Source organism: Paenarthrobacter sp. (assembly GCF_031180005.1).
GTDB lineage: Bacteria > Actinomycetota > Actinomycetes > Actinomycetales > Micrococcaceae > Arthrobacter.
In genome coordinates this window covers 25,326-43,565 of sequence record NZ_JAPSHI010000029.1, presented here as the reverse complement: position 1 = coordinate 43,565, position 18,240 = coordinate 25,326, and the positions used below count along the sequence as shown (strand labels likewise).

25 protein-coding genes and 1 riboswitch are annotated in these 18,240 nt (G+C 61.8%); of the genes, 21 read left to right on the top strand and 4 right to left on the bottom strand.

The genetic code is table 11. From position 1 onward, the window contains the following. The first annotated feature begins 134 nt into the window (after positions 1-134). A complete protein-coding gene (locus RIF72_RS17190) occupies positions 135-563 on the top strand; it encodes a hypothetical protein (RefSeq protein WP_309076047.1) in 429 nt (142 codons plus the stop codon). Then, on the top strand, positions 517-696 hold the full coding sequence (locus tag RIF72_RS20160) for a hypothetical protein (RefSeq protein ID WP_375164245.1): 180 nt from the start codon (positions 517-519) through the stop codon (positions 694-696). Before RIF72_RS17190 ends, RIF72_RS20160 begins: the two co-directional genes overlap by 47 nt. Before the next feature lie 163 nt (positions 697-859). Here the strand turns inward: RIF72_RS20160 and RIF72_RS17185 are convergent, their stop codons facing one another. The 3 genes from RIF72_RS17185 to RIF72_RS17175 all read right to left on the bottom strand — a co-directional run bounded on the left by RIF72_RS17185 (position 860) and on the right by RIF72_RS17175 (position 2,284). Further along, positions 860-1,300 (bottom strand): hypothetical protein, encoded by a 441-nt coding sequence (locus tag RIF72_RS17185; RefSeq protein WP_309076046.1) that lies wholly within the window; start codon positions 1,298-1,300, stop codon positions 860-862. Between the two features lie 224 nt (positions 1,301-1,524). Next, a complete protein-coding gene (locus RIF72_RS17180; RefSeq protein WP_309076045.1) occupies positions 1,525-1,857 on the bottom strand; it encodes a helix-turn-helix transcriptional regulator in 333 nt (110 codons plus the stop codon). Between the two features lie 13 nt (positions 1,858-1,870). Continuing rightward, a complete protein-coding gene (locus tag RIF72_RS17175; RefSeq protein WP_309076044.1) occupies positions 1,871-2,284 on the bottom strand; it encodes a hypothetical protein in 414 nt (137 codons plus the stop codon). A 108-nt stretch (positions 2,285-2,392) separates the two neighbouring features. Between RIF72_RS17175 and RIF72_RS17170 the strand changes: the two genes are divergently transcribed. From RIF72_RS17170 to hisF, 16 genes are all read left to right on the top strand, one after another. Continuing rightward, positions 2,393-2,590: a hypothetical protein gene (locus RIF72_RS17170; protein WP_309076043.1), complete on the top strand. Its 198-nt coding sequence runs from the start codon at positions 2,393-2,395 to the stop codon at positions 2,588-2,590. 398 nt (positions 2,591-2,988) lie between these two features. Then, positions 2,989-3,168 carry a hypothetical protein gene (locus RIF72_RS17165; protein WP_309076042.1) on the top strand — a complete coding sequence of 60 codons (180 nt, stop codon included), beginning with the start codon at positions 2,989-2,991 and terminating at the stop codon, positions 3,166-3,168. A 12-nt stretch (positions 3,169-3,180) separates the two neighbouring features. Then, complete coding sequence (locus tag RIF72_RS17160; protein ID WP_309076041.1) at positions 3,181-4,074, top strand: cytochrome; 894 nt, start codon at positions 3,181-3,183, stop codon at positions 4,072-4,074. A 50-nt stretch (positions 4,075-4,124) separates the two neighbouring features. Beyond that, a complete protein-coding gene (def, locus tag RIF72_RS17155; protein ID WP_309076040.1) occupies positions 4,125-4,697 on the top strand; it encodes a peptide deformylase in 573 nt (190 codons plus the stop codon). Then, a complete protein-coding gene (gene fmt / locus RIF72_RS17150; RefSeq protein ID WP_309076039.1) occupies positions 4,694-5,614 on the top strand; it encodes a methionyl-tRNA formyltransferase in 921 nt (306 codons plus the stop codon). Before def ends, fmt begins: the two co-directional genes overlap by 4 nt. Further along, positions 5,611-7,179 (top strand): transcription antitermination factor NusB, encoded by a 1,569-nt coding sequence (locus tag RIF72_RS17145; protein ID WP_309076038.1) that lies wholly within the window; start codon positions 5,611-5,613, stop codon positions 7,177-7,179. The genes fmt and RIF72_RS17145 overlap by 4 nt, the downstream gene beginning before the upstream one ends. Before the next feature lie 58 nt (positions 7,180-7,237). After that, the gene (rpe, locus tag RIF72_RS17140) at positions 7,238-7,912 is read left to right on the top strand and encodes a ribulose-phosphate 3-epimerase (protein ID WP_309076037.1); all 675 of its coding nucleotides are present in this window, start codon (positions 7,238-7,240) and stop codon (positions 7,910-7,912) included. Positions 7,913-7,990: 78 nt separating this feature from the next. Then, positions 7,991-8,146: riboswitch (FMN riboswitch) on the top strand. Between the two features lie 90 nt (positions 8,147-8,236). Further along, positions 8,237-8,938 carry a nicotinamide riboside transporter PnuC gene (gene pnuC / locus RIF72_RS17135; protein ID WP_309076036.1) on the top strand — a complete coding sequence of 234 codons (702 nt, stop codon included), beginning with the start codon at positions 8,237-8,239 and terminating at the stop codon, positions 8,936-8,938. Further along, positions 8,935-10,074: a bifunctional diaminohydroxyphosphoribosylaminopyrimidine deaminase/5-amino-6-(5-phosphoribosylamino)uracil reductase RibD gene (gene ribD / locus RIF72_RS17130; protein ID WP_309076035.1), complete on the top strand. Its 1,140-nt coding sequence runs from the start codon at positions 8,935-8,937 to the stop codon at positions 10,072-10,074. The genes pnuC and ribD overlap by 4 nt, the downstream gene beginning before the upstream one ends. Next, positions 10,074-10,703, top strand: a complete 630-nt coding sequence (locus RIF72_RS17125; protein WP_309076034.1) for a riboflavin synthase — start codon at positions 10,074-10,076, stop codon at positions 10,701-10,703. The genes ribD and RIF72_RS17125 overlap by 1 nt, the downstream gene beginning before the upstream one ends. After that, the gene (gene ribB / locus RIF72_RS17120) at positions 10,700-11,395 is read left to right on the top strand and encodes a 3,4-dihydroxy-2-butanone-4-phosphate synthase (RefSeq protein ID WP_309076033.1); all 696 of its coding nucleotides are present in this window, start codon (positions 10,700-10,702) and stop codon (positions 11,393-11,395) included. The genes RIF72_RS17125 and ribB overlap by 4 nt, the downstream gene beginning before the upstream one ends. Continuing rightward, positions 11,392-12,093 (top strand): GTP cyclohydrolase II, encoded by a 702-nt coding sequence (ribA, locus tag RIF72_RS17115; protein WP_309076032.1) that lies wholly within the window; start codon positions 11,392-11,394, stop codon positions 12,091-12,093. The genes ribB and ribA overlap by 4 nt, the downstream gene beginning before the upstream one ends. Before the next feature lie 17 nt (positions 12,094-12,110). Next, positions 12,111-12,596, top strand: coding sequence for a 6,7-dimethyl-8-ribityllumazine synthase (ribH, locus tag RIF72_RS17110; RefSeq protein ID WP_105690917.1), 486 nt, complete (start codon positions 12,111-12,113; stop codon positions 12,594-12,596). A gap of 107 nt (positions 12,597-12,703) precedes the next feature. After that, a complete protein-coding gene (locus tag RIF72_RS17105; RefSeq protein ID WP_018778638.1) occupies positions 12,704-12,967 on the top strand; it encodes a phosphoribosyl-ATP diphosphatase in 264 nt (87 codons plus the stop codon). Positions 12,968-13,051: 84 nt separating this feature from the next. Then, positions 13,052-13,912, top strand: a complete 861-nt coding sequence (gene hisG / locus RIF72_RS17100; RefSeq protein WP_011774526.1) for an ATP phosphoribosyltransferase — start codon at positions 13,052-13,054, stop codon at positions 13,910-13,912. A 43-nt stretch (positions 13,913-13,955) separates the two neighbouring features. Next, positions 13,956-14,732: an imidazole glycerol phosphate synthase subunit HisF gene (gene hisF, locus RIF72_RS17095; RefSeq protein ID WP_091466787.1), complete on the top strand. Its 777-nt coding sequence runs from the start codon at positions 13,956-13,958 to the stop codon at positions 14,730-14,732. A gap of 73 nt (positions 14,733-14,805) precedes the next feature. Here the strand turns inward: hisF and RIF72_RS17090 are convergent, their stop codons facing one another. Further along, a complete protein-coding gene (locus tag RIF72_RS17090) occupies positions 14,806-15,450 on the bottom strand; it encodes a TIGR03085 family metal-binding protein (RefSeq protein ID WP_014921431.1) in 645 nt (214 codons plus the stop codon). Positions 15,451-15,539: 89 nt separating this feature from the next. Between RIF72_RS17090 and hisI the strand changes: the two genes are divergently transcribed. Genes hisI through RIF72_RS17075 form a run of 3 tightly spaced genes read left to right on the top strand, consistent with a single transcriptional unit; the run spans position 15,540 to position 18,200 of the window. Beyond that, positions 15,540-15,956, top strand: coding sequence for a phosphoribosyl-AMP cyclohydrolase (hisI, locus tag RIF72_RS17085; RefSeq protein WP_309076031.1), 417 nt, complete (start codon positions 15,540-15,542; stop codon positions 15,954-15,956). Positions 15,957-16,014: 58 nt separating this feature from the next. Then, positions 16,015-17,598, top strand: a complete 1,584-nt coding sequence (locus RIF72_RS17080) for an anthranilate synthase component I (RefSeq protein ID WP_309076030.1) — start codon at positions 16,015-16,017, stop codon at positions 17,596-17,598. Further along, positions 17,595-18,200, top strand: a complete 606-nt coding sequence (locus RIF72_RS17075) for a Trp biosynthesis-associated membrane protein (RefSeq protein WP_309076029.1) — start codon at positions 17,595-17,597, stop codon at positions 18,198-18,200. The genes RIF72_RS17080 and RIF72_RS17075 overlap by 4 nt, the downstream gene beginning before the upstream one ends. Positions 18,201-18,240 lie beyond the last annotated feature (40 nt).

Sequence of the window (18,240 nt, the reverse complement as noted above, 5' to 3'; positions counted from 1 at the left end):
GCGATCATCACCATCAACGGCACCACCCAGACATTCGCACCCGACATCGCCACCGAGCAGCAGGCCATTCTCGACGCCATCCGGAGCCCAAAACTCACGCACTAAGCAAATGAGCCAAGTCAGGTCTGACTGCCATGATGGGCATGGGCGCAGGTGCTGCGGTCGCCGCCGACGGCGAGAGCACCTCATCAGGCAGCATTGTCCACGTAGGTGAAGGAACGGCCGGGGAGACGATTGACTCCGGCGAAGTTATCACCCTTGAAAACAGCCGCAAACTTGGTGACGATGAAGTCCGGAGCTTGTACCGCGTCAAGGACATGGTCGTGCATGGAAAGAGCCTGGGGGAAATCAAGAAATACTATCCCGCAACCACCGCGTCAGAGGTCAAAGCGATTAAACAGGACATTGCTTCGACCCCGCAGCTCCGCATCACCAACCCGATCTGCAACAACGTGGATTTCTACAGCATCGTCAGGGATTTCGACTACAAGGAATTGCTTTGCAAACGCGGGATACATGGACTTCTACATGCCCAACATCTTCAAGGTCTGTCCGGGGAATAATAACGGTTATGTCTACTACACCCCGGCTAGCGGCGGATACTTCCAAAGCATTCCCCGTGGTCCGGTTGTACCGAGGGACTACTGCTACGGCTTCGGCATGAATGTCACCGTAACGGGCGTACGCATCAACTAATCAGAACCTCGCGCTAGAATATCGAAAACGCAGGACCTTGACATTAGGTCAAGGTCCTGCGTCTCGTTGTCGGAATGCTATAGCGCGGATGAACGGTGGCATAAGCCCCATGTAAAACACTCGACATGCATCTTCATGGCAGAAACTCGTCTTGCGGGCGAAGTCATCCGACGGTTTTCGAGCCGTCTTCGCGTGTACGAATGACCCGACCACGCTCGTCTACAGGGAAATCCTCAATGGCTTTCCCCGTGGCCATGTCAATGATCACAATCGAGCTAGCAGGCCAGGCCGGGTCTGGGACCACGGCGTAGTGGGCATCAGCGACTAACAACTGCTGACCCGCCGCGGCCTTCCGCCAGTTCGAATAGTCGACGATCTTTCCAGTGTTGGTGTTGAATGCCACGGTCTCCTCTGGGCCGGTGGGAGTGCCGTCCAAGGTCGCTGAGTTCCACCACCCCTCATAGCCGGCGATGGGTCGATCCGCCACGGACCCTTTGAACGCCGAATCGACGTCTTGCCCGGTTGTGGCATTCGCCTGGATTCCGCCTGCAACGACGGCAGCCAACACTGCGGCTGCGCCCAATGCACCTAGTACCGGTTTCATATTTTCCCCCTTAGTAATACGTGACAGGATGATGGCGCCACGATGTTTCAAGTCGTAAATCCTGGACGCAACTGACGAATACGCAGCCGCAAACAGCAGTTCGGAAGTGGATATCCCCATCCTTGGCCCGTCGAGGAGATCTGCCCTCCACTGTTCTTCCCGGATCGGCCGAAGCCGTGCCGGCGTCACAGCGAGACATGCAGCAAGCACTGCATCTTGTGGCTTCATACAGCGCTCCATTCGCCCGCACTGAAGGCAGGCGACGGGCGGGCAGCAGGGGCAGTTCGTGATTTTTGGGCTCTCACAAATTCCTGCGCCAGTGGACGGGCATCGGCAAGGAGACGGTAGTAACGCCGTCTTGGTCCTTTGCGTTCTTCCGATGTCTCCCATTCCCCTTGGACCCAGCCAGCTGCTTCGAGGCGCTCCAGGATGGGATAGACCGTACCGGGCTTCTTGCCGGTATCTTTGACGATCTGCAGCCCCCACACGCTCTCCGCCGACAAAAGCGTTTCGAGGACGAGTGCAGTTGCCGGCGTGATCCTTCCCAAGTTCTCCATGAAGCAAATCTAACTATGTAGATCTAGAAGTCAAGTTGACGCTTGGTGCGGCGTGGTCTGCATTCGGCAGATGCCCGGCATGAACCTGGCGCCTGTCTGAGCCCCAATGCGGCGCCTGCATCGGCGTTTCCACTGCGGCTACCTGTTCTCTTGGGAATCGTGAGGCGGGGTTTGATGCCATATGTCGTGGACCGGGCTGCGGTGCGCTTTGAGGTGCTCTGGTATTTGCCGCTGTACCCAGGGCCGCGATCTTCTTACGGAACACCAGTGCTGCCAGCGGTACTGTCAGCAGGAGAATGCAGACGGCGAGGAAGGCTGACAGAACAGTCGCCAGGACAATCAAAATCATCAGGCCAATGTGGATTTCGGCGGAGCTGATCCCGCCTATGTCATCAACTGCCCGGACGCTGGCTAAGGTCATTGCCATCTTTCGCTCCTGTGGATTCTGATTTATGAGTCAGAAGTAGGGGCTGAGCAAGTTCGTCCTGTGGCGCAGGTCGGGGAGAGGGTTATGGTCTTGTGATGTGTCTCACATATGAGCTACCGGCCGGATGGAAAGGCTTATTGGTCCCGCGCCCATGTGATGTCATCAATGCTGGCCCGTCGCCCGAAAGGCAATATTTACGGCATCACCCAGGCCGGTGTGTTCAACGACGTCATGGCCCAGGTGCTGTCCCGGTATCACGTGCCCGCGTCGACCACACCGTCTGTGAGCCTGGCACCGAAGTACTAGATGGTGGTTCCTCGTTGTTCTCTGGGGCGGGCTCGGTTGCTGTCAGGCTGACACCTGCATGAGCGAACGCTCAAGCGACCTGATGAGCACTGAGGTTTGCTGTGTGTGCAGCAGGTCCTGGGGGCGCTTGTCGCGCAGAACGGGACACCTGTGGCCATCCATGCAGCGAAGTAGTTGTTGGGAATCTTCGGCGCCGTAGCCCGTTCAAAGAGAGCCAGCACGACAGGGTCCAGCGACAGATCATTGCGGAACTGGAAGCCGGGAAGAACACCCTCACCGCCGGGAACCCCGTTTGGACTGATTAATTCAGTCCGGACGGGGTTTTTCGTTGCAGCAGGCTAGCCGGGCGGATTGCGGGTTTTTGCGTCACGAACTGCATCGACGCGACACACATTAGCATGCGCGAACAAGAAGAGCCGGAATTGCCTCCGGCTGAGACCACGGCCACTAGGGAACCTGCCACACCCTTTCCGGACCTCGCGCTGACCGGCCCGATCCTCGCAGGCAAGCTCGCCAGGCTGCCCCCTGAGCAACTGGCGTTGATCTTCCCGCGGATGAATTTTGTCGGCCCTCTATGACACAGTCTTTGTATGACTGCTCCACTGCTTGCCCACGCTACTGACTACGGCCGGATGTACGCCCGCTCCACAACTGAGCAATTTTCCGTGCCGTCCATTACTACGGTGATCGGACAACAGGCGCACGCCTTGGACGGATGGTTCAGTTACATGGGGGCGAGCAGCCTGGCCGCGGATCCTGAACTTCCTTCAATTCTCGGAAGCCCGGCGAAAATCCGTCAGGCAATCAACAAAGCTTCCAAAGCCGCGGAGGTCTACCGGGATGCGGCCGCGGCACGAGGTGACCGTGTCCACACTTACTGCGAACAGGTAGCGTTGCGGGCAATGGGTCGTCCGCACCGGATGCAGGAATGCCGTGACGATCTCGCTGCGCATGGTGAACAGGCCTTCGCCGCGCGCTTTGACGAATGGTGGGAGCTCTACCGGGTAGAGCCCCTGGCACCGGAGATCACTGTGTGGAATAAGACAGTGGGTTATGCGGGGACGTTGGACCTGGTTGCCCGGATCAACGGGCGCATCTGCCTGATCGACTACAAAACCAAGGGCACCACCAGGGACGGGACAGTCAAGGCCCTGGATGACAAAGTGGTCATGCAACTCGCGGCCGGGATGAAGGCCGAGGAAAGCCTGGTGGATCCTGTTGCGGGTGAATGGGAGCCGTGGAAATACGGAGACAACCCCATGCTGCTTGCCGTGGCTATCGGTGAGACCGAAGTCAGGCCGCAGCGGGCCAACCCGGAGATCCTCAAGCATCATTGGTGGAAGTTCTGCGCCCTGCGGCGGGTGTGGGAGATGTCAGCTGACGTTGTCGCTGCAGGGCAGCCACTGTTGCCTGTTGCTCCGCCGGTCTTTGCCTCTGCCGGAGCGGCACCGTCGCCGGCCTTGTCCTCAACTAAACTGGCTTAGGCTCCGCAACAACCGGAGCCTGGTTTGACGATCGTGAGGACTAACAGCAGATGGCAATTTTGAGTATCCGAATCATCGGGGACCCGGTGCTGCGCACCGTAGCTGACCCCGTCACCGATTTTGGTCCGGAGCTCGCCAAGCTGGTAGCTGACATGACCGAAACCATGGAAGACGTCGAGGGTGCCGGCCTCGCCGCGCCGCAGGTGGGCGTCAGCCAGCGTGTGTTCACGTATCGCATCGGGGGAGTGGAAGGCCACATCATCAACCCGGTCCTGGAAAACAGTGAGGACTTCCAATCGGACGAGGTAGAGGGTTGCCTCTCCATTCCCGGTCTGGGCTTCCCTGTGCGTCGCTATCGGGCCACCCGGGCAACCGGAGTGGACCTGAACGGCAATCCGGTCTCGGTAGAGGCTGAGGGAATGCTCGCCCGTTGTTTCCAGCACGAGACCGATCACCTTGATGGTGTCCTGTACACCGACAGGCTGGAAGGCGATGACCGTAAGGCCGCCCTCCGCGCCATCCGGAACGCCAACTACCATGCGATCACTGAGCAGACAACGTCCAAGCGCGCCAATTCCGTTGGGTCCAGTTTTGGCGGCGGAAGCTTCGGGGCGCCCGCGTGAGGGTACTCTTCGCCGGAACGCCGGCTGTGGCAGTGCCGTCGTTGGACGCGCTGGTCAAGGCTGGCTTCAACATCGTGGCGGTTCTCACCCGGCCGGATGCGCCCGTGGGCCGCAAACGTGTCCTGACTCCATCGCCCGTGGCTGCCCGGGCGATGGAACTCGGTATCGAGGTTATTCGCGCTGCAAAGGTCGACGCCGACACGACGGCCAGAATCGCGAAGTTCGCTCCCGACGTCGCCGCCATCGTTGCCTACGGTGGCATCGTTCCCAAAGCTGCCTTGGGTGTCCCGAGGCACGGCTGGGTCAATCTGCACTTCTCCCTACTTCCGGCATGGCGCGGTGCTGCGCCCGTGCAGCGTTCCATCATCGCGGGCGACGACGTCACAGGGGCCGTTACTTTCCAGCTTGAGGAGGGGCTCGATACCGGGCCTGTATTCGGGACGCTGACCGAAACAGTTCGTCCTGAAGATACCGCGGGCGATCTCCTCGAGCGCCTGTCCATCAGCGGCGCGGTTCTGCTGAGCCAGACCCTTTCCGCCATCGACGCGGGTCAGGCTGCTCCGCAGCCTCAAAACGGGGAGATCTCTCTTGCCCCCAAACTGACGCTCGACGACGGACGCTTGGACTGGCAGCAGCCGGCCCTTGCTGTGAACCGTCGTGCGCGCGGAGTTACTCCTGAACCCGGAGCATGGACAACCTTGGAAGGTCAGAGGGTCAAACTGGAACCTGTAGCTCTCCGTCCCGAGATCAACGACCTTCCCGCGGGAAGCATCCGGGTGGAGGGCAAGTCGGTTCTGGTGGGTACGGGCTCCCATGCAGTGGAGCTTGGCCGGATCCAACCGGCTGGCAAGAAAATGATGTCGTCGGCCGATTGGGCCCGCGGCTTGGCGACACCTGAAAGAGTGGTATTCGAATGAGTGAGTCCGGCCGCCGAGGCCCCAACAACAGCGGGAGCCGGGACGGCGGCGGGGCGGGAAACCGTGACTCGCAGGGCAACCGTGGAGCCCGCGGCGAGAGCAAGCGTAATGCACAGGGCCGGGAGCGAAACAGGGGTCCGCAGAGGGGCTTCACGAATAACGCTCCGTCGCAGCGTACGCGCCGCGCAGATCCAGCTCGACTGGTGGCTTTTGAAGTGCTTCGCGCGGTTGCTTCCGAAGATGCCTACGCAAACCTTGTTCTTCCGGCGCGTATCCGGGAACACCGCCTGGATCGTCGGGATGCCGGCTTTGCCACTGAATTGAGCTACGGGGCTTTGCGCGGGCAAGGTACCTACGATGCCATTCTTGCCCGTTGCGTGGACCGCCCCTTGGAGCAACTCGATCCTGCAATCCTTGATGCCCTGCGGATCGGCGCGCACCAGCTGCTCTCCATGCGCGTTCCCGCCCACGCCGCGCTGGACCAGACCGTCGGCCTGGCACGCGCGGTTATCGGTGCCGGCCCGTCGGCCCTTATTAATGCGGTACTTCGCAAGGTCACTGCGCACAGCATGGCCGAGTGGCTGGAGATCCTGCTAAATGACGAATCCGACGAAACCAAAATCGCTGCCTTGCGCCATGCGCACCCTGAATGGATTGTCCGGGCACTACGCCAATCGTTGGTGAACCATGGTCGGCCCAAAAACGAAATCGACGCCCTCTTGGAGGCAGATAACGCCGCGCCGGTGGTCAACTTGGTGGCCTTGCCAGGGCTGGGGAACCTCGACGAAGCTTTCGACAACGGAGCTACCGCCGGCGAGCTGGTAGAAGATTCAGCTCTCTCCGCCGGCGGTGACCTCGGCCGTTTCGAATCGGTCCGGCGCGGAACAACGCGTGTCCAGGACGTCGGATCACAGCTTGTGGCGCGTGCTTTGGCCGGAGTCGAGCTGGGGGAGCCACCTGCACAGGGTGAGAAGTGGCTGGACTTGTGTGCCGGCCCCGGGGGTAAGGCGGCTCTTTTGGCTGCCTTGGCCTACCGGGACGGGGCAACTCTCCTGGCCAACGAGCCTGCCCCGCACCGGGCCAAACTTGTTCAGCAAGCGCTCTCGGCTGTTCCCACTGAGGCTTGGACAGTGCGGACCGGCGACGGCCGTGAAGTGGGTACGGAGCAGCCCGGGACTTTTGACCGTGTCCTTGTCGACGTACCTTGCAGTGGTCTTGGGGCGCTGCGACGGCGGCCCGAATCGCGGTGGCGCCGTTCGCCCAAAGACATCGGAGATTTGGGTCCGCTGCAGCGTGATTTGCTGAAGTCGGCGCTTGACGCCGTCAGGCCTGGTGGCGTCGTAGCCTACGTGACGTGTTCGCCGCATCCGGCCGAAACCACAGCTGTTGTTACTGACGTGTTGGCCAAGCGCGGGGACCTTGAACTCCTCGACGCCGGACAGGCGTTGGATGATGTCAGTCTCACCGGTAGCCTCGGCGCTGGTCACGAGCTGACTGCCCAGTTGTGGCCGCATGTGCACCAGACGGATGCCATGTTCATGGCGATCATCCGCAAGAAGCCGTAGTCACCAACTTTTAGACCATCACCCGGCTTTCGACTATCACCCATTAGAGGGGGCTGCCTTGTCTCAGTGCTGTATCAACCCGAGCATTCTTTCAGCGGATTTCGTCAACCTTGAGGCGGAACTCCAGCGGATCAGCAATGCGGATGCCGTCCACGTGGACGTCATGGACAACCACTTCGTGCCCAACCTGACGCTTGGACTGCCCGTGGTGCAGCGGATTCAAGCGGTCAGCCCGGTTCCGCTGGATGCGCATTTGATGATTTCCGACGCCGACCGCTGGGCACCTGCCTACGCGGATGCAGGGGTTGCTTCAGTGACGTTCCATGCCGAAGCTGCCATGGCGCCGGTCAAGCTGGCCCGCGAGTTACGCGCCCGCGGGTCCAAGGCAGGCATGGCCCTGCGCCCGGCCACGCCCGTGGAGCCCTACCTGGACATGCTGAGCGAGCTGGACATGTTGCTGATCATGACGGTGGAGCCCGGATTCGGGGGACAGCCATTCCTGGACATCACGTTGCCCAAGATCCGTCGTGCCCGGGCGGCGATTGAAGGTTCGGGCATCGGCGTTGCCATCCAGGTGGATGGCGGCATCACGGAGGAAACCATTGTGCGGGCTGCTGAGGCAGGGGCCAACGTGTTCGTTGCAGGCTCGGCAGTTTATGGCCATCAGGACCCAGCGGAAGCGATCGACCGGCTCCGAGCGGCCGGCCAGGCTGCTTCCGCTACGAAAGCCTGACGACCGTCACCGCATGTTACGAAGATGGCCCGGGAATAGCCCGGACACCCTCGTAGTTGTGGCAGAATAACAACACACATACGTGCTCCGGGGTCGGTGTAAGTCCGAACCGGCGGTTATAGTCCGCGACCCGCGAGCCATCGGATTCCAAGAAATTGGGTATTCGGTGGCGGACGGTTGAACTGGTGAAATTCCGGTACCGACAGTTAAAGTCTGGATGGGAGAAGCACGTACAGTCATGCCTTGGGCGTTCCTTTTGTGAACGCCCGGAATTGCGCTGTCGTACACCCCCGGAGTCATCGCGGCTTACTGGGAAGGAACGGCATGGACTTACTGCGATGGCTCTTCGAAGCACAGATCCCCGTTGGAGGATCTGCTCTTGTCTTACGCGAAGTGCTTGGAAACATCTTTGGGCTCCTCAGCGCCCTCGGCGGTATGCGCCGCAAAGTCTGGGCTTGGCCAATCGGCATCATCGGTAACGTCCTCCTGCTCACAGTCTTCCTGGGCAACGTCTTCGGCGCAGCAGCGCCGGCCACATTGTGGGGACAAGCAGCACGCCAAATCATGTTCATCGCCGTCGCCATCTATGGCTGGTACCGGTGGCAGCAGGGCCGGCAATCAAGCGCCCAGGGGCGAGCCATCGTCCCCGGTTGGGCCAGCAATAAGGTCCGCATCGCCCTGATTGGTGCGATGGTGGCAGGCACGGCAGCATTGACACCCTTGTTCGACGCCCTTGGCTCCTACCCGCCCGTTTGGGCCGATGCTTGGACCTTCATGGGATCCTTGCTGGCAACCTATGGCATGGCGCGCGGTTGGACGGAATTCTGGCTGATCTGGGTGGCCGTGGACATCGTGGGCGTGCCGCTGCTGTTCAGCGCCGGCTATTACGCCAGCGCGGTCATGTACCTGTTCTACGGCTTCTTCACCCTCGCCGGGTTCTTTGTGTGGTGGCGGGCAGAAAAGCGTGAATGTGCCCTCCGTAATGCCAAACCGGCAGTTGACGTACCTGTGGGAGCTGTCCAGTGAGCGTCGCCAACACGTCCTACACTGCTGCCGAAAGTGCGGCCATGGAGACCGCCTTGACGGCGGCCCTGGAAGGTCCCCGGGGAGCCAATCCCTTGGTTGGGGCGGTGATCCTCAGTCCTGAGGGCGAACAGCTGGCAACGGGTTACCATCGAGGGGCCGGAACGGCCCATGCTGAAGCCGACGCGATTTCCGAAGCCCGCAGCAAAGACATCGACATTGTGGGAGCCACCATGGTGGTCACCCTGGAGCCCTGTAACCATGTGGGTCGCACCGGACCTTGCGCCCAAGCCATCATTGCCGCGGGAATCGCGAAGGTGATCTACGCCGTCGATGATCCCCATGACCCCGCCGCGGGCGGTGCGCGTACGCTCACGGCCGCCGGTGTTGAGGTCAGCTCCGGGCTCGAAGGCGAAAAGGCGCTGGACCTGAACCGTGACTGGTTCGACGCCGTTGCAGCCAAGCGTCCGTTCGTCACCTTGCATATCGCCCAGACCCTGGACAGCCGCATCGCCGCGGTGGATGGCACCAGCCAGTGGATCTCCTGCCCGGAGTCGCTGGCCGACAACCACGGACTGCGCGGACTCATCGACGCGATCCTGGTGGGAACCGGAACCGTGCTGATCGACAACCCGCGGCTGACTGCCCGAACCCCGGACGGCGAACTGTCACCCCATCAGCCGCTACGAGCCGTCATGGGCCTGCGGGACGTCCCCGAAGACGCCGCAGTCCGCGGAACTGATGGGCGTTTCGTCCACCTGCCCACGCGGGATCCGGCAGAAGCCCTGGGCATGCTGTTCGAACAGGGGGTTCGCCACCTCATGGTGGAAGGTGGTTCGTCCATTTTGAGTACGTTCCTCGCAGCAGACCTGGTGGACGAACTGATCGTCTACTTAGCCCCGACGCTGCTGGGATCCGGAACCCCGGCCCTGAACGACCTTGGAATCACCACGCTGGCAGACGCCCAGCAATGGTCTTGGGACGAAGCCGGTGGCGGCGCTGTGCGCATCCTCGGCAATGACCTTCGACTCCACCTGCGGTCCCCACGAGGGGCCGCCAGCACAATCAAGAATTCGGTTCCGCAGAAGAATTTGGCTTCGCACAGTGAAGCTGCGGAATATGTCACAGGAGGACACTGATGTTTACGGGAATCGTTGCTGAGCAAGGCACTGTGCTGGGCATTGAGCATGATGGCGATGCCAGCGCAACACTGCGGCTGAAAGCGCCCACCACCGCCGAGGGATTGCCTTTGGGTGGTTCCATTGCCGTCAACGGTGTGTGCCTGACGGCCACTCGGATCGACGGTCAGGACTTCAGTGTGGATGTCATGGGGGAGACCCTGGTCCGGACGACCATCGGCGAGTTGGCGGCAGGAGATGCCGTGAACCTTGAGCGTTGCGTTCCGGCCGGCGGACGTCTGGATGGACATGTTGTCCAAGGCCATGTGGACGGTGTGGGTGAACTGCTGGAACGCGAGCCGCTGGGAAACTGGGACCGGCTGCGGTTCGGAGTGCCGGCCCCGCTGGCACGGTACATCGCCGAAAAGGGTTCGATCGCCGTCGACGGTGTCTCGCTGACCGTGACCGCGGTCAGCCCAGCTGCCGAAGCGGCACCGTGGTTTGAAGTGGGACTGATCCCCACCACCTTGGAAGAAACAGGCCTGGGAACCAAAACGGTGGGAGGCCGCGTGAATCTTGAGGTTGACGTGCTGGCCAAGTACACCGAACGCCTGCTGTCTTTCGCGCCTGTCCAGGGAGGCGCACGATGAGCGCGCCCGCCAAGACAACTCCCGCCGGCACGCGACGTACCGGGCTCGATCCCGTTGAGTCAGCCATCGCGGCGATGGCCGCGGGCCAGGCCGTGATCGTAGTGGACAACGAAGACCGGGAGAACGAAGGCGACATCATCTTCGCCGCCGAGCACGCCACACCCGCCCTCATGGGCTGGACCATACGGTATTCATCCGGCGTCATCTGTGTTCCCTTGGACGGAGAGCGTGCGGACGCTTTGATCCTGCCGCCGATGGTGGAGATCAACGAGGACGCCAAAGGAACCGCCTATACCGTTTCCTGCGACGCCGCGATCGGAGTCAGCACCGGAATTTCAGCCACTGACCGCGCATTGACGGCCCGGATTCTTGCAGATCCGTCCAGCACTCCGGCATCGATCACCCGCCCCGGGCATATTTTCCCGTTGCGGGCAGTTAACGGGGGAGTGCGTGAACGTCCAGGTCACACGGAAGCTGCCGTGGACCTGTGTCGTCTTGCCGGGCTGGCTCCGGTGGGTGTGATCGCAGAATTGGTACATGACGACGGTGAAATGATGCGGCTGGACAGCCTGCGCGACTTTGCCGCTGAACATGGGTGCCCCCTCATCTCCATTGAGGACCTGGTGTCATATGTTGAGGCGGTAGAGTCCCAGACGGCACATGTTTCACAGGAGGACGAGGAGAAGCGATGACCGCATCGACCACACGCAGCAGTGACCACACCGGCCCCGGGCCGCACCCCGTCAGCGGTGGGCCGATTGTGCAGTTACCCACGGCTTTTGGCGACTTTGTGGCACAGGCGTGGACGGACCTTGAGACCGGTCACGAGCACCTTGCCGTGAGTTCCCCTAACCCGCCCGCGGGTGGCCGTGCACCCTTGGTACGCCTCCATTCCGAGTGCCTCACCGGTGACGTGTTCGGTTCCTATCGCTGCGACTGCGGAGAACAGCTGGCTTTTGCCTTGGAGCTCATCCACGCACAGGGCGGTACGCTGCTCTACCTGCGTGGCCAAGAGGGGCGCGGCATCGGGCTGGCCAACAAGATCAAGGCATACGCTCTGCAGGAAGCCGGTTTCGACACGGTAGAGGCCAACGAACAGCTGGGCCTGCCGGTGGACGCACGTTCCTACACTGCCGCGGGACAGATCCTGGCCGAGATGGGCCTCCATGAGGTCAGGTTGCTGAGCAACAACCCCGACAAACAGAACCGCCTTGCCCAAGCTGGTGTAACGGTCGTGGAGATGGTTCCCACCGAGGTTCCTTCCCGCGAACAAAACCTTCGCTATCTGCAGACCAAGAAGGACCGGATGGACCACCGGCTGGCGCTCGAAGTAGAGCCCGTCAGCAATGGCAAAACACCGGCAGCCCACCCTTTTGACAACCAAGACTGAACGGATTCATAGCAAACATGAGCGGCCACGGCGCACCCACTATTGACCTCACCACCCTCAACCCCGAGGAAACCTCCCAGTTGAAGCTCGCCATTGTGGCGGCAAGCTGGCACACACAGATCATGGATGGACTGGTTGACGGCGCCCTGCGGGCTGCCAAGGAAGCCGGCATCGCCGAACCCACGTTGCTGCGGGTTCCGGGCAGCTTCGAGCTCCCGGTTGCTGCGGCCAGGCTCGCGCCGCACTTTGACGCCGTCGTAGCACTTGGCGTAGTTATTCGGGGCGGAACGCCGCACTTCGATTACGTCTGCCAGGCCGCGACGTCGGGACTCACCGACGTCAGTGTCCGCACCGGCGTGCCGGTCGGCTTCGGCGTCCTCACATGTGACACCGAGCAGCAGGGCATCGACCGTGCAGGCCTTCCCGGTTCCAAGGAGGACAAGGGCCATGAAGCAGTGACTGCTGCCCTTGCCACCGCTGTGACCCTGAAGCACTTCAGCTAGAAGCACTCGTTGGCGAAGGGGATGTGGGTGTGTCTTCACTCACATCCCCTTCGTCATGCAACGCCCCAACAAGCGGTCGTCGCCCCCGAGCAAGTAGTCTGGAGGGCGTGAAGAATTTCGAGACGCTGTTCGCAGAACTGAGTGAGAAAGCAGCGACCCGCCCGGCAGGCTCGCGCACGGTTGCCGAACTGGACTCCGGAATACATGGCATCGGGAAAAAGGTGGTCGAAGAGGCTGCCGAAGTCTGGATGGCCGCGGAGTACGAATCGGACGAAGCCGCTGCTGAGGAAATCTCCCAGCTGCTCTACCACCTGCAGGTCCTCATGCTCGCCAAGGGCCTCAGCCTGGAGGACGTTTACAAGCATCTCTAGCCACGCCACTCCGCCTGTCTTTTGCGGAGCCCCCTGCGTGGCCAAGGTGCCTGAAAACTTCCATTCCAAAAAGAAAGTCTCCCAATGCTCCGTGTAGCAGTCCCCAACAAGGGATCCCTGTCCGAAGCCGCCTCGGCAATGTTGTCCGAGGCCGGTTACCGCCAGCGCCGCGACACCCGCGAACTGGTCATGGTTGATCCTGACAATGACATTGAATTCTTCTTCCTGCGTCCCCGCGACATCGCAGTCTATGTAGGCCAGGGAACGCTGGACGTCGGCATTACCGGCCGGGACCTCTTGCTTGACGCCAAGGTGGAAGCCGAAGAACTGCTTCCCCTGGGCTTCGCCCCGTCCACGTTCCGGTTTGCTGGTCCCGTAGGTGACTTCAGCGGCGTCGAGCAGCTTGAGGGTAAGCGCCTGGCCACCAGCTATGACGGACTTCTGCGCGACTACCTCGCAGAGCGAGGCGTCAACGCCAAGGTGGTCCGCTTGGACGGAGCCGTGGAGTCTTCCGTTCGCCTCGGCGTGGCGGATGCCATTGCCGACGTCGTTGAAACAGGCAACACCCTCAAGGCTGCCGGCATGGAGATCTTTGGCGATCCCATCCTGAAGTCCGAGGCCGTGCTGATCCGCCGCTCCGGCTCCGGTGGCGCCGCCAACGGAACGGCCAAGGAAATCGAGATCCTCATCCGTCGCCTGCAGGGCGTTCTTGTGGCACGCCAGTACGTGCTGATGGACTACGACATCCGCAAAGACCTCGTGGAAGACGCAGCAGCCCTGACTCCGGGCTTGGAGTCGCCCACGGTCTCGCCACTTCGCGATTCCGAGTGGGTTGCCGTGCGGTCCATGGTTCCCAAGAAGGAAACCAACCGCATTATGGACGAGCTGTACGACCTTGGCGCGCGCGCCATCCTGGTCAGCAGCATCCACGCCTGCCGTATTTGAGCCGCGTAACAACAGCTGAGCACAAAGAACTGAGGAGCAGCACATGGCTGTAGCCGTACGCGTCATACCCTGCCTGGATGTCGACGCCGGCCGCGTCGTCAAGGGCGTCAACTTTGAAGGACTTCGCGACGCCGGGGACCCGGTGGAACTCGCACACCGATACGACAATGGCGGGGCCGACGAACTCACGTTCCTTGACGTCACTGCGTCGTCCGGCAACCGTGAAACCACGTTCGACGTCGTCCGCCGCACCGCGGAGGAAGTCTTCATTCCCCTGACCGTGGGCGGAGGCGTCCGTGGTGTCGCGGAGGTGGACAAGCTCCTGCGCTTTGGTGCGGACAAGGCGTCCATCAATACCGCTGCCGTTGCCCGGCCCGACGTCATTGACGAAATCACCCGCCACTTCGGCTCTCAGGTGCTGGTGCTCTCCGTGGATGCGCGCCGTACCCGCGAAGGCGACCAGCCGACGTCGTCCGGTTTCGAAGTGACCACCCACGGTGGCCGCACCGGTACCGGAATCGACGCCATTGCCTGGGCCAAGGAAGCAGCCGATCGGGGTGTGGGAGAAATCCTGCTCAACTCGATCGACGCGGACGGCACCAAGGACGGATTTGATCTCGAATTGATTCGCCTGGTTCGTGCCGCGGTGAACATTCCGATCATCGCTTCGGGTGGGGCGGGAGTGCCTGCGCACTTCCCGCCCGCCGTGGAGGCAGGCGCCGACGCAGTACTGGCGGCATCCGTGTTCCACTTCGGCCCGGACGACATGATTGCCCAGGTCAAGACGGCGATTCGAGATGCCGGGTTCGAAGTCCGCTAGATTTCTGGCGTCAACAGCAATGGAGAGTCACCTTGAAGGTGACTCTCCGTTGCTGGTTTAAGGCTGTTGGTGGTTACAGACCGATATCGGCGGATTGCAGGAGCGCGACGGCGTCCGGCTGGCCTTCGAAGGTGACGAGGGCCTGGCTGGTTCGGCCATGCGCATGCATGAGCAGTTCGCCGGGCTCGCCAACAATCGCCACGGACACGGGGGCACGCTTGGCCACGTGCCGGGGGCCGGTTGGACGCACAAGCACGATGCCCAGGTCAACGCCGCGGTACAGGAACGCGGCACGCTTGATCAGTTCGTCCCAAAGAGCGTCTGAATAGGCTTCGTCCAAGGCCCGGGGCGCCCAACGGTCACCGGCACGACGAATGTCCTCGGTGTGCACGAAGTACTCAATGAGGTTTGACGTCTCATCCAGCGCCTTGATCTTCAAGGGGGAAAGCGCCGGCGGGCCTGCGCGGAACGTCTTGACGAGGTCCGCGTAGGCGTCCGAGCTCTTCAGCTTGGCAGCGAGTTTGGAAGTGGCTTTTTCGGATGCCTTGCCCAGGCTGGGGATCAGGAGGCCCAGCCCCACCGCGATCTTCCGTTCGCGCAGGTATAAGTGCGCGGCAAGATCCCGGGTCAACCACCCTTCGCAGAGCGTGGGGGAGTCAGGCCCGGCCGCCAGCAGGGTTTCGGCCAGTACTTCTCGGGAAGGATCGACGAAATGCATCACTTGTGAAACTAGCACGATCGGAGCACTCTTGCGCAGTGGAACCGCCGCAGAATCCGGCTCCTCCCGAAGGCACTAGACTTGATCTGATGTCAGAGCAGTCCGCCCCCAGCCCAACTCCTGCCGCGGAGCTTTCCAGCGACCCCGCGAGCCCCTTGCCGCAGGAGATCGCCAGCGCCCTCAAAAGGGATTCTTCCGGCCTTGTCGCGGCCATCGTGCAGCAGCACGATACCCGTGAGGTCCTCATGCTTGGCTGGATGGATGACGAGGCACTCAACCGCACCATGACGTCCGGCAGGGTCACGTTCTACTCCCGCTCCCGCCAGGAGTACTGGCGCAAGGGCGACACCTCCGGACACGTACAGTTCGTGAAGTCTGTTGCCCTTGACTGCGACGGCGATGCCCTCCTGATCCGCGTGGACCAGATAGGCGCCGCCTGCCACACCGGAACCCGGACCTGTTTTGATGGTCGCGACTTCACCGTCGTTACGGGCCACCGCGAATAAGGCACCCACCACTTTCCACTGACGCACCACCTAAGACAACAAGGCGGAGAACATAGCCATGCAGGACCTTGGAATCATCAGCCCGGGCCTGGAAGAGTTCCGCGAACTCGCCGTCCACAGCCGTGTCATCCCTGTCCGACTCAAGGTTTTGGCTGACGCCGAGACCCCCATCGGCCTGTACCGGAAACTTGCCAAGGGGCAGCCGGGTTCCTTCCTCCTGGAATCCGCAGCGGTTGGCGGCGCCTGGTCCCGCTATTCCTTCATTGGTTCCAAGTCGCGAGCAACGCTGACCACCAAAGACGGGGAAGCCCACTGGATCGGCGAGCCGCCCGTCGGCGTGCCGGTTTCAGGCAACCCGGTGGAAGCCGTTCGCGACACCATTGCTGCTCTGCAGACTGACCGCTTCGACGGCCTGCCGCCGTTCACCTCCGGCTTGGTTGGATTCCTTGGCTGGGAAGCCGTGCGTCACTGGGAGCGCCTGACGTCCCCGCCCGAGGACGACCTCCAGCTGCCGGAGATGGCGCTGAACCTGGTCACCGACATGGCCGTGCACGACAATGTGGACGGCACTGTCCTGCTCATCGCCAATGCCATCAACTTTGATGACAGTTCCGAGCGGGTGGATGACGCCTGGCACGACGCCGTATCCCGGGTGAAGGGGTTGCTGGACCAGATCAGCACTCCTGTTGCCCAGCCGGTCTCCGTGCTGGAAACTGCAGCCTTGGATTTCGCCTCCAGCGTGCAGGAACGCTGGGATGAAGCCAAGTACCTGGAGGCCATTGATCGCGGCAAGGAAGCCATCGTTGATGGTGAAGTTTTCCAGGTAGTGATCTCCCGGCGCTTCGAAATGGAGTGCGCCGCCGACCCCCTGGATGTCTACCGCGTCCTGCGCAATACCAACCCCAGCCCATATATGTACCTCTTCAGCCTGCAGGACGCGGACGGCCGGGAGTACTCGATCGTTGGTTCATCACCCGAAGCGCTCGTGACGGTGACCGGTGAGGAAGTCATCACCCACCCGATCGCCGGTTCACGCCCCCGCGGTAAGACTGTTGAAACCGATAAGGCCCTGGCTACAGAACTGCTGGCCGATCAGAAAGAGCGCGCCGAGCACCTGATGCTGGTTGATCTTTCGCGCAACGACCTCTCCAAGGTGTGTGTGGCCGGAACGGTTGACGTTACTCAGTTCATGGAAGTTGAGCGGTTCAGCCACATCATGCACCTCGTGTCCACTGTGGTTGGCGAGCTCGCTCCCCACGCCAAGGCCTACGACGTCCTCAAGGCGACGTTCCCGGCGGGCACTTTGTCAGGAGCCCCCAAGCCCCGCGCGCTAAGGCTGCTGGACGAACTCGAACCCCACCGGCGCGGCATCTACGGTGGTGTGGTTGGCTACTTGGACTTTGCCGGCGATATGGATATGGCCATTGCAATTCGCTCAGCCCTTCTCCGTGAAGGCCGCGCTTACGTGCAGGCCGGCGGCGGGATTGTGGCTGATTCCCACAAGCCTTCCGAAGCGTTGGAGACGGTGAACAAGGCTGCGGCACCTTTACGGGCAGTTCACACCGCGGGGTCGCTGCAGAACATCGCGACGGACGCCGTAGGGAATGCGGAAGAATCCGACGACGGGACGCCCGCCTCATGAGTACAGCAGCATCAGCGCCTTCCGTGAGACAGTCGCCGCGGTGGGCGCGGAAGTCCACGGTAGTCCTTGCCACCACCATCCTTGCATTGGCCGTTTTCGGAGCCACCACGCAGACCTGGATCGAGGTGCGCCTGGACCCCGCCGGTGCTTCGAACAGCGACCTCCATGTCCAAGGAAGCAAGGCGGCCACAGCAGTCACGGCGTTGGCCGTCGTAGCCTTGGCCGGCGGCCTGGCTGCTTCCATTGCCGGAAAAATTGCCCGTTGGATCATCGCTGTCCTCATCGCTTTGTCTGCTGTGGGGATCATCCTCGCGGCTGTCACCGTGATAATGGATCCTCTCGGTGCCGCACAGGGATCAATCGCTGCAGCCACCGGAGTATCGGGCGGGCAAGCCGACGCAGTGATCACGGCCTTCCCGGTCCTTGCCATCGTTGCCGGTTCCCTTTTGGCAGTGTGCGCCATTGCCTTGCCGCTGGCCGGACGCTACTGGACCTCGCGGACCAAGTATGACACCGGGGCGCGCGGTAAGAAGAGCGGTAACGAACCGGTGGACGAGATCGACAGTTGGGACAGCCTCTCGCGTGGTGAAGACCCGACATAGGCGTTCCTGACGTCCGGCGATGTCCCGGCCGTCGTCAATA

Excerpts from the sequence above, each read along its gene's own strand:
- RIF72_RS17170 (WP_309076043.1), top strand. The coding sequence starts at position 2,393 with ATGAGCTACCGGCCGGATGGAAAGGCTTATTGGTCCCGCGCCCATGTG.
- pnuC (WP_309076036.1), top strand. The coding sequence starts at position 8,237 with ATGGACTTACTGCGATGGCTCTTCGAAGCACAGATCCCCGTTGGAGGA.
- hisF (WP_091466787.1), top strand. The coding sequence starts at position 13,956 with ATGGCTGTAGCCGTACGCGTCATACCCTGCCTGGATGTCGACGCCGGC.
- RIF72_RS17175 (WP_309076044.1), bottom strand. The coding sequence starts at position 2,284 with ATGGCAATGACCTTAGCCAGCGTCCGGGCAGTTGATGACATAGGCGGG.
- RIF72_RS17125 (WP_309076034.1), top strand. The coding sequence starts at position 10,074 with ATGTTTACGGGAATCGTTGCTGAGCAAGGCACTGTGCTGGGCATTGAG.
- RIF72_RS17165 (WP_309076042.1), top strand. The coding sequence starts at position 2,989 with ATGCGCGAACAAGAAGAGCCGGAATTGCCTCCGGCTGAGACCACGGCC.
- def (WP_309076040.1), top strand. The coding sequence starts at position 4,125 with ATGGCAATTTTGAGTATCCGAATCATCGGGGACCCGGTGCTGCGCACC.
- RIF72_RS17160 (WP_309076041.1), top strand. The coding sequence starts at position 3,181 with ATGACTGCTCCACTGCTTGCCCACGCTACTGACTACGGCCGGATGTAC.
- RIF72_RS17145 (WP_309076038.1), top strand. The coding sequence starts at position 5,611 with ATGAGTGAGTCCGGCCGCCGAGGCCCCAACAACAGCGGGAGCCGGGAC.
- RIF72_RS17185 (WP_309076046.1), bottom strand. The coding sequence starts at position 1,300 with ATGAAACCGGTACTAGGTGCATTGGGCGCAGCCGCAGTGTTGGCTGCC.
- RIF72_RS20160 (WP_375164245.1), top strand. The coding sequence starts at position 517 with ATGGACTTCTACATGCCCAACATCTTCAAGGTCTGTCCGGGGAATAAT.
- ribH (WP_105690917.1), top strand. The coding sequence starts at position 12,111 with ATGAGCGGCCACGGCGCACCCACTATTGACCTCACCACCCTCAACCCC.
- RIF72_RS17080 (WP_309076030.1), top strand. The coding sequence starts at position 16,015 with ATGCAGGACCTTGGAATCATCAGCCCGGGCCTGGAAGAGTTCCGCGAA.
- hisI (WP_309076031.1), top strand. The coding sequence starts at position 15,540 with ATGTCAGAGCAGTCCGCCCCCAGCCCAACTCCTGCCGCGGAGCTTTCC.
- ribB (WP_309076033.1), top strand. The coding sequence starts at position 10,700 with ATGAGCGCGCCCGCCAAGACAACTCCCGCCGGCACGCGACGTACCGGG.
- RIF72_RS17090 (WP_014921431.1), bottom strand. The coding sequence starts at position 15,450 with ATGCATTTCGTCGATCCTTCCCGAGAAGTACTGGCCGAAACCCTGCTG.
- RIF72_RS17180 (WP_309076045.1), bottom strand. The coding sequence starts at position 1,857 with ATGGAGAACTTGGGAAGGATCACGCCGGCAACTGCACTCGTCCTCGAA.
- RIF72_RS17075 (WP_309076029.1), top strand. The coding sequence starts at position 17,595 with ATGAGTACAGCAGCATCAGCGCCTTCCGTGAGACAGTCGCCGCGGTGG.
- ribA (WP_309076032.1), top strand. The coding sequence starts at position 11,392 with ATGACCGCATCGACCACACGCAGCAGTGACCACACCGGCCCCGGGCCG.
- hisG (WP_011774526.1), top strand. The coding sequence starts at position 13,052 with ATGCTCCGTGTAGCAGTCCCCAACAAGGGATCCCTGTCCGAAGCCGCC.
- RIF72_RS17190 (WP_309076047.1), top strand. The coding sequence starts at position 135 with ATGATGGGCATGGGCGCAGGTGCTGCGGTCGCCGCCGACGGCGAGAGC.